General features: G+C 56.7%; 6 protein-coding genes. All 6 read left to right on the top strand.

What is annotated here, in order from left to right; genetic code table 11:
• The first annotated feature begins 604 nt into the window (after window positions 1–604).
• The 6 genes from K7I12_RS15045 to K7I12_RS15020 all read left to right on the top strand — a co-directional run bounded on the left by K7I12_RS15045 (window position 605) and on the right by K7I12_RS15020 (window position 8,214).
• Entirely contained in the window at window positions 605–1,207 is a 603-nt protein-coding gene (locus K7I12_RS15045) for a dynactin subunit 2 (protein WP_231664598.1), read from the top strand.
• Window positions 1,208–1,457: 250 nt separating this feature from the next.
• Window positions 1,458–1,670, top strand: coding sequence for a helix-turn-helix domain-containing protein (locus K7I12_RS15040; RefSeq protein WP_063140232.1), 213 nt, complete (start codon window positions 1,458–1,460; stop codon window positions 1,668–1,670).
• Window positions 1,671–1,731: 61 nt separating this feature from the next.
• Window positions 1,732–2,445, top strand: a complete 714-nt coding sequence (locus K7I12_RS15035; protein WP_231664597.1) for a hypothetical protein — start codon at window positions 1,732–1,734, stop codon at window positions 2,443–2,445.
• A complete protein-coding gene (locus K7I12_RS17620; protein ID WP_231664596.1) occupies window positions 2,432–2,983 on the top strand; it encodes a BREX protein BrxB domain-containing protein in 552 nt (183 codons plus the stop codon). The genes K7I12_RS15035 and K7I12_RS17620 overlap by 14 nt, the downstream gene beginning before the upstream one ends.
• Before the next feature lie 14 nt (window positions 2,984–2,997).
• Window positions 2,998–6,459 (top strand): BREX system P-loop protein BrxC, encoded by a 3,462-nt coding sequence (gene brxC, locus K7I12_RS15025; RefSeq protein WP_231664595.1) that lies wholly within the window; start codon window positions 2,998–3,000, stop codon window positions 6,457–6,459.
• A 33-nt stretch (window positions 6,460–6,492) separates the two neighbouring features.
• The gene (locus tag K7I12_RS15020) at window positions 6,493–8,214 is read left to right on the top strand and encodes an ATP-binding protein (protein ID WP_231664594.1); all 1,722 of its coding nucleotides are present in this window, start codon (window positions 6,493–6,495) and stop codon (window positions 8,212–8,214) included.
• The last annotated feature ends 91 nt before the right edge of the window (window positions 8,215–8,305 follow it).

Raw genomic sequence — 8,305 nt, 5'->3', positions numbered from 1 at the left:
GAGGCGGTCGGCGTGGTACATTTGGTCATGGCGGTTGATGCGGTTGATTCTTGTGTAGGAGCTTGAATTATAACCGATTTTCAGCCGCTTTTTTCATGTCTGATGAAATATCCGGGCTAGCCGCCATCATCACGGCATCATTTTATGAAGCGGTAACTCCCGCTGACTTTCACATGTGAAAGTCAATGCTGGACGTGATCAAAACAGCCTCTCAAAAAGCCTTGTCGAGACCCTGTTATTTCACGGGACGTGCCCGCATCACACCGGGGCTCCAAAAGGTCTCTTCCAAGCCCCTTGTAAGTGCCCCGAGGAAGTAACGCCACCGGATACCGGTGTTGTCACTGAGGTGGGAAGCCAGGGTCCCAAATAAATAATGGAGCGCGGACCCTTCAGCCCATGCAAGCTATTTCATGGCGCGTGGGAGTGCAGCGGCAAAGTCCCAAATCAGGTAGTCACGTGGACAGGAATTGGAAAGGTCCCATGGCTTGGAGGAAGGAATCTGCCTCCAACCCCGTCTTTTCGTCCGAAAAAGGCAAAAGCGCATGGCAGCTCCAAGCACTCAGTTGCTTACGATTGTTGGCAAATCCATAGCGAGGAGCCAGCCATGAGCAAACGAATGACTCACCAGAAAACCTGCGATGAGTGGGAGGCGGTCAGCCGAGCCCAAAACGTGGACCATCGGCGCGGCACCGAAGCCGCCATCAAGCAATGCCAGCAATACTTGGCAGCGATTCGCCAGCAGGCAGACGTGGAACAGGCCAGGTATCGCTACCTGGCACAGCGGATCTGCGACTATTTCTGGTCCCACAACGTTGCGCATCGCACTGACAGTACACCGGGGTATCCCGGGCACTTCGGCTGCCGCGTCCGACTCCGGAAAAGAAAGCTGGAATTGTCGTGGTACTACAACCGCTTTGCCCCGAAGAAGAGTGGTGAGGGGCGATCAGTGTTCAGTGAGTACATCCGTAAAGAAGGTCGGTATCGCTACCACAAGCCGGCCTTCACGCGGGCCCAGGATTGGGAGCAACCGCTCATCATGGAGACTGAGACCGGTTTTGAGATGTTGCGAAGGCTCAATGCCAACCAGGCGGAGCTTTGTCGAATCGTGCGGAAAAGCGAGCGCCTCCTGAAAGATCTGGAGGAGCACCTCGGTGAACTAAAGGAGGCTGCCAGCCGGACTGCAAGCCCTCCTAACGAGGAGGGATAAGAGCTGCTGGAGCTAAAAGGCCCGCCCGATCGCACCGCAGACATTGATTGCCCAGAGCTATTGATGGGTGGCGTCAAATGTTAACAGACTATAGATGCCGCTCTCTGCCGGTCTATCCGGATCTAATCGGTTGAAAGCATAAGGGCGCCCCTATATATTGGTAGGTCAATTTAGGCTAGGGCTGCTTCGCCCGTGAGATCCAGCCGCCTCAGACGGGGCGGCAACACCATCGCCCATAGGAAGCGAAAACATGGCCGAGATGGAAGACCGCTGGTTATCCGTAGATGAAATAGGCAAACACCTGGGTGTTAGCAATGACACGGTATACCGCTGGATAGACAAACACTCCATGCCAGCCCACCGGGTGGGCCGTTTTTGGAAGTTCAAGAAAGATGAGATTGATGAGTGGGTACGCAACGGCGGAGCAAGTGACACCAGTGGCGACAATGGCAAGAAATCATAAGTCACTGGCCCGGTTCGGGTTTCGTTTCGAGCGGGGAGGAGCACACAGCTCCCGAACCTTGATGCTCGACGAACTGGCAACGCTCCTTGGCTATGTCGACCGCGAAGAAGTCTCGAAAGGCGACTACCTGCGTGCTGTCGAAGAGGACAACTGCCTCGCCAAACGCTCGGGAAAAACCCGGAGGTTGACCTACCGTCACCTGGCGGAACTCTATTCTCTGGATACCGCCCACATCCTGTTTCGCGCCCTCCGGCATTTTTGGAAGCGAGATGAAGCAGGGCGCCCACTGCTGGCCATGCTGTGTGCCTATGCCCGCGACTCCATCTTTCGCTCCACGGCGCCCTTTATCCTGAAATGTCCGGAAGGGACAGTGGTCAACAGGGAGTCCCTGGAAGAATTTATCGACAGCCAGGAACCTGGCCGTTTCAGCAAGGCAACCCTGAAATCGACGGCTCAGAACATCAATTCAAGCTGGACCAAGTCAGGCCACTTGACCGGTAGGGTGAAAAAAGTTCGCACCCATCCCACACCTACTCCGGGGAGTGTTTCATACGCACTTTTGCTCGGATACTTGACCGGAGCCCGAGGGCAGGGGCTTTTTCGCACCGAATATATAAAGCTGCTCGATTGCCCACACGACAAAGCCATCGAGCTTGCGGAGGAGGCCTCACGCAAGGGCTGGATAACCTTCAAGCGGGTGGGGGATGTGATCGAGGTGCTTTTCCCGAGCCTTATCAATCAGCAAGAACAGGAGTGGCTGCGTGAGCAGGGTTAGACGGTTAGTACAATCGTACAGCAGGCATATATCAATCCCCTGGCGGGACGATGCGGCTGCCGCACAGCGCGTCATTTTCTGTGTGTATAACGAGAACGAGGAGCGCTGGCTCCGTGCCCGGGTCGATGAATTTGAAATTGTCACCAAACAGGCCGGTCACGACTGGGCGCTGTTTGATTTGACCAACACCTTTGCAGCTTGGCTCAGTAGTCAGCGCTATGCCAAGAGCTACTTTCAGAAGCCACATTTACTCGCCACTGTGTTGCCCAAGTATCTCGATTACATCGTGAATGAGTTCGAGCGCTTTCTGGACAGCCGCAATATTGGTGAGAACGCCGTGGTGGCAATCCAGGGTGTTGGATCACTGTTCGGCTTCCTGAAGGTGAAGGATGTGGTCGACAAGCTCGCTCCCCAGGTGCCCGGGCGGCTGCTGGTGTTCTTTCCTGGAAGCTATGAAAACAACAACTACCGACTGCTGGACGGTTACGACGGGTGGAACTATCTCGCCATGGCTATCACGGCGGATAAGGATTACTGAATAAGAGGTTGTTAATGAAGAATCGTGACATTTATCAGAAGGATCCAACCACCCGGAAGCTGGTCAACGAAGGGGTGGCAAGCGTCAACGACGAAACCAACAGTCATGCCCTGGCGGTTCTTCGCTACGAACTGGAAACGTTCGTTTGCGATGGTCAGTACGAAAAAGGGATGTCACATATCCTCGAAACCTACCTCAAGAATATCGACCAGGCCCAGCAGCCGGCAGTGTGGGTAAGTGGCTTCTTTGGTTCTGGGAAATCACATTTAGTCAAAATGCTTCGGGCGCTTTGGCTGGATGCCACATTTGACGATGGGGCTACAGCGAGAGGAATTGCGAATCTGCCTAAAGGCGTTAGCGATCATCTGATTGAACTCAGCACTCAAGGAAAGCGACACGGAGGGCTGCACGCCGCTTCCGGAACGTTAGGTTCGGGTGCGGAGGGAAGTGTTCGCCTTGCGTTGCTTAGAATACTTTTTAAGTCCGTCGGTTTGCCAGCGCAGTATCCTGTTGCTCGCTTCGTGCTATGGCTAAAGCGTGAAGGCATTCTTGAACAGGTGCGTAAGAACGTTGAGTCTAGAGGTTTCGACTGGCATGAGGAACTGGACAACTTTCATGTCGCTGAAGGCCTACCCCAGGCATTGGTGAGTGTTAAACCTTCGCTCTTCTCTTCAGAAGCCTCGTGCATGGAAGCACTGAATAATCAGTACCCGAATGTTCACGATATCTCTAGCGATGAAATGTTAAAAGCCATTCGTCAAGCACTAACACGAGATGGCAAATTCCCGTTGACTCTGATCGTTCTGGACGAAGTTCAACAGTTCATTGGCGAAGATAGTCAACGCTCCATTGCTGTACAGGAGGTTGTCGAGGCCTGTTGTAAGAACTTTGGTGGCAAACTTCTATTCATTGGTACCGGACAGACAGCCGTAACCGGCACCAGTAATCTGAAGAGGCTTGAGGGGCGATTTACCATCCGCGTCGAGCTCTCGGACGCCGATGTCGATGCCGTTATCCGGCAAGTTATTCTGGCTAAGAAACCGGAGGCTAAAGCTCCCATTGAGCAGGTTATGCAAACCAACCTGGGGGAAGTTTCGAGGCACCTGAACGGTACCACTCTTGGTCATCGTCAGGATGACTTGCCTTACTTTCCACAGGATTACCCAATTCTCCCAGTTCGCAGACGCTTCTGGGAAAACACCTTGCGTTCTCTGGACCCCACTGGCACGGATAGTCAGCTCCGCAATCAATTGAGAATTGCGCACAAGGGAGTCCAAACCAACCTCGATAAAGACCTCGGAAACGTAATACCTGCTGACTACATCTATTTTTACTCTGCAGATGAGTTACAGCAGCATCGGATTTTGCCAAAAAAGGTCTATCAGAAGACCATGCAGTGGATTAATGGCACCGAAGATGAGCGTCTGATGGCCCGAGCCTGCGGCCTGGTGTTCCTGATCAACAAGTTGGGCGGCCAGAACAATGAAATCGGCATCCGTGCGACTATTGATACGTTGGCTGACTTATTGGTTGAAGACCTGAACCAAGGAAGTGCCGCTATCCGATCCAGGTTAGCAAAGCTTGCTGAAGAAAAGCTTTCTAACGGTGCCTTGAAATACGACTTACTTGTAAAGATCGGCGATGAGTACCGCATCCAAACCGAAGAGAGCTCCGCCTGGACAGATGAATTCCTCAGCCAACGCGCGGCCCTATCCAGCGAGGCGCATCGCATTCATGCCGAACGCGATGACCGTATCCGCCGCACCTTTGGCGAGGCGGCCCGCAAGCTATCGCTGGTTCAGGGTGATGCAAAAGTCACCCGCGATATCTACCCAGTATTCGACGCGCAGTTGCCAGATGATGCCGACCAACGTATTTGCGTCTGGGTTCGGGATGGATGGAGCGGCGACGAGAACTCCGTACGCGCCGATGCCCGGCAAGCTGGTAACCAATCGCCCACCGTATTCGTGTTCATCCCCAAGCGCTCTGCGGATGACCTACGGCACCATTTGATCGACTACAAGGCCGCCAGTGCCACCCTGGATAAGCGGGGCGTACCCAACACCCCGGAGGGCACAGAGGCCCGCGCTGCCATGGAAACCACCAAGCAGACTGCTGAGGGCAAGATCCGGGAATTGCTGAATGAAGCCTTCTCCGGAGCTCGTGTCTTCCAGGGGGGCGGTAACGAGATTCTGGGCAACGATCTCCAGGAAATGATCCTGGAAGCCGCCAACAACGCCCTGCAACGGCTTTACCCTCACTTCCATACGGCTGACCATGCCGGCTGGTCCAAGGTTTACGAAAAGGCTCAGAAAGGTGCCCCAGACGCCCTCAAGGCCGTGGGAGATGATGGCGAACCGGCCAAGAACCCGGTGTGCAAAGCCATTCTGGCAGCCATTGCAGGCGGCAAAAAAGGTGCGGATATTCGCACCCATTTTGAGTCCTCCCCTTATGGCTGGTCCCGCGACGCCGTGGACGGGGGCCTCCAGGCCCTGCTGGTGGCTGGCCTTATCCGCGCCCAGGACGAGCGCGGCCAACCTCTTGAACCCTCCAGCCTGGAGCGCAAGAGCATTGGCAAAACCCTGTTCAAGGTCGAGTCCGCCACCGTCACTACCCCCCAGCGTATTCAAATCCGTAAGCTGCTGCAGAAGGTGGGTTTGTCCGCCAAGCAGGGTGAGGAGCTGGCGTATGTGCCTCAGTTCCTTCAGAAGCTTTCCGACCTGGCTGACGAGGCCGGCGGAGAGGCGCCCAAGCCGGAGCGCCCGGACACCAGCTTTCTTGACGATATTCGCCTCACCGCCGGCAACGAGCAATTGGTGGCGCTCTATAACCGACGCGAAGAGCTGGCCTCCAACATCGAGACCTGGGAGCACCTCTCGGAGCGCATTCACCAGCGCTGGCCCAACTGGGCGATATTGAAGCGATTGATGTCCCACGCAGGCGGGCTCGACGATGCCGATGTCTTCCGGGCTCAGGTGGAAACCATTGAACAGCAGCGACAGTTGCTGACCGACCCCGACCCGGTGGCCCCGCTGATTACCAGCCTGACACAGGCGCTCCGGGATGCGCTGAATCGACTGGACCAGGATTACAAGAAGCGCCACGAGCAAGGCATGGCTCGTCTGGCCGATGACAGCAACTGGCAGCAACTGGAGCCCGAACAGCGAAACCAGCTGTTGGCAGATCAGCGCCTGACCCTGGCCGATCAGCCCGAGGTCGCGGTTCAATCCACCCAAGAGGTGTTGAACACGCTGGATCAGTGCGCTCTGGCCATGTTTGCCGATCGCGTCGCTGCCCTTCCCAGCCGCTTTGACAATGTGGCCGTGGCGGCAGCCGAGCTGTGCGAGCCGGAGATACAGTTTATCCATGTACCCCGCCGCACGCTGAAGTCTGACGCAGACATCGATGCCTGGGCCGAGGAAGTGAAGCAACAACTCAAGGCTGCGCTGCCAGACGGGCCAATTTCCGTCAAATAAAGAGCCAGTTAAATAAGGGGAATGACTTCATCCATGAGGACCGCCGCTAACATAGAGTCCCTACTCCCGGAACTGGAGCACTGCATAGCCGACGACCTGGAAGACCAGGACCTCGACTTCAAGCAGTGGGACACGCAAAGCCGCGACAAAGCGGTGAGAACCGTGGTCCAGATGGCCGTATGCATGGCCAATGGCGGCGGCGGTACCGTGGTGTTTGGGGTGGCCGACCGGTCCCAAGGGCGTGAGAGTGCCATCATCGGCGTTCCGCCGGAAATCGACATCAACCTGCTGAAAAAGGCGGTTTACGACCAGACGGATCCGAAAATAACCCCGGTATTCGAAGAGCTGGCCGTACCGGAAGGCACCGGTCGCCTGCTGCTTATGCAGATCTACCCCGGTATGCCGCCCTACACCGACAGCTCTGGCCGGGGCACCATCCGTGTAGGCAAGGATTGCCAGCCGCTCACTGGCACCTTGCGCCGCAAAATCGGCGTGGAAACGGGCGAGACCGATTACACTGGCGAAGCCGTCTCCCCCGTGGACAACCAGTTACTATCCGCCACCGCCCTCGAGTCCCTACGCAATCAGGCCCGCAAGGAGCGGGCGCCGGAGGACCTGCTACGCCTGACCGATGTTGAGCTGCTGTCCACCTTGGGCCTGATCAAGCACGGCAAACTGACTCGCGCGGCGCTGTTGCTGGCCGGTACCGAAGCCGCCATCCGGGAACATCTTCCCGGCCACAACTGGACGTTCCTGCAAATGACTTCGGATACCGAGTATGGCATCCGGGAGGATCGGGTGAGTGCCTTGCCATTGTCCGTTCAGCGCATTGAAGAACTGCTGGTCCCCTTCAACCCCATCACCACTTATCAGCAGGGCCTGTTCCACTACGAATACCGCACCTGGCCGGAAATCGCGGTGCGCGAGGCGTTGATGAACGCCTTCTGCCATGCGGATCTGCGCATTGCCGGGCCGGTGATGGTTAAGCTTTACCCGGACCGGCTGGAAATCAGCAACAACGGGGGCTTCATTGCCGGCATTACTCCCAACAATATCCTCCATCACCAGCCCGCCGCCCGAAATCCGCTGCTGGTGGAGGCCCTGACCCGTTTACGCCTGGTCAACCGCAGCAACCTGGGAATAAACCGCATGTTTTCCGCCTTGCTCATTGAGGGCAAGGAACCGCCCCAGATTCGCGAGATCGGCGAATCCGTGCTGGTGAGTTTCCCCAAGCGGGACCTGAATGCCGCCTTCCGTCTGTTCGTGGCCGAGGAGAGCGAGCATGGCCGCAACCTGGGCGTGGACGAGCTCCTGCTGCTGCAATACCTGCTGCAACACCCGGAGTTGGATACCGGAACCGCCGCAGCCCTGTGTCAGCGCAGCGAGGCGGAAATCCGCGAGCGGCTCTCGGCCATGGAGTCAGCCGGCTACATCGAGCATGGCGGCACTGGCCGGGGGACCTACTGGTGCGTTCACCCGGACCTCTATAACCGCTTGGCCGAAGACGGTCAGGGTGAGGCCCGCCGCCGCATCGACTGGGAGGCCGCCAAAACCCGCGTGCTGAGCATCCTGATGGAGCGCGCGCGCCGCAACGAGCCGGGCCTGAGCAACAAGGAAATCCGGCAAATCACGCGCTTTGACCGCAACCAGGCCCGGCGCCTGATGCAGGAGCTGATGCAGGAGAACACCGGCCTCCAGCAGGTGGGTGAGCGGCGCTGGGCGCGCTATGAGTACAGCAATGCGCGTCAGCATTGAAATGCGCATAGGTAAAGTTCTATGCGCAGTCTATGCGATTGTTGGTAAAGTTGCGCATATCAAGTCGCACCGATGCGACAGGAAAAAGTGC

The sequence above is a fragment of the Halomonas sp. IOP_31 genome, assembly GCF_021151495.1.
In the GTDB taxonomy this organism is placed as follows: domain Bacteria; phylum Pseudomonadota; class Gammaproteobacteria; order Pseudomonadales; family Halomonadaceae; genus Modicisalibacter; species Modicisalibacter zincidurans.
The sequence above is the reverse complement of the archived record's forward strand: the minus strand, read 5'-3'. Positions and strand labels throughout refer to the sequence as shown.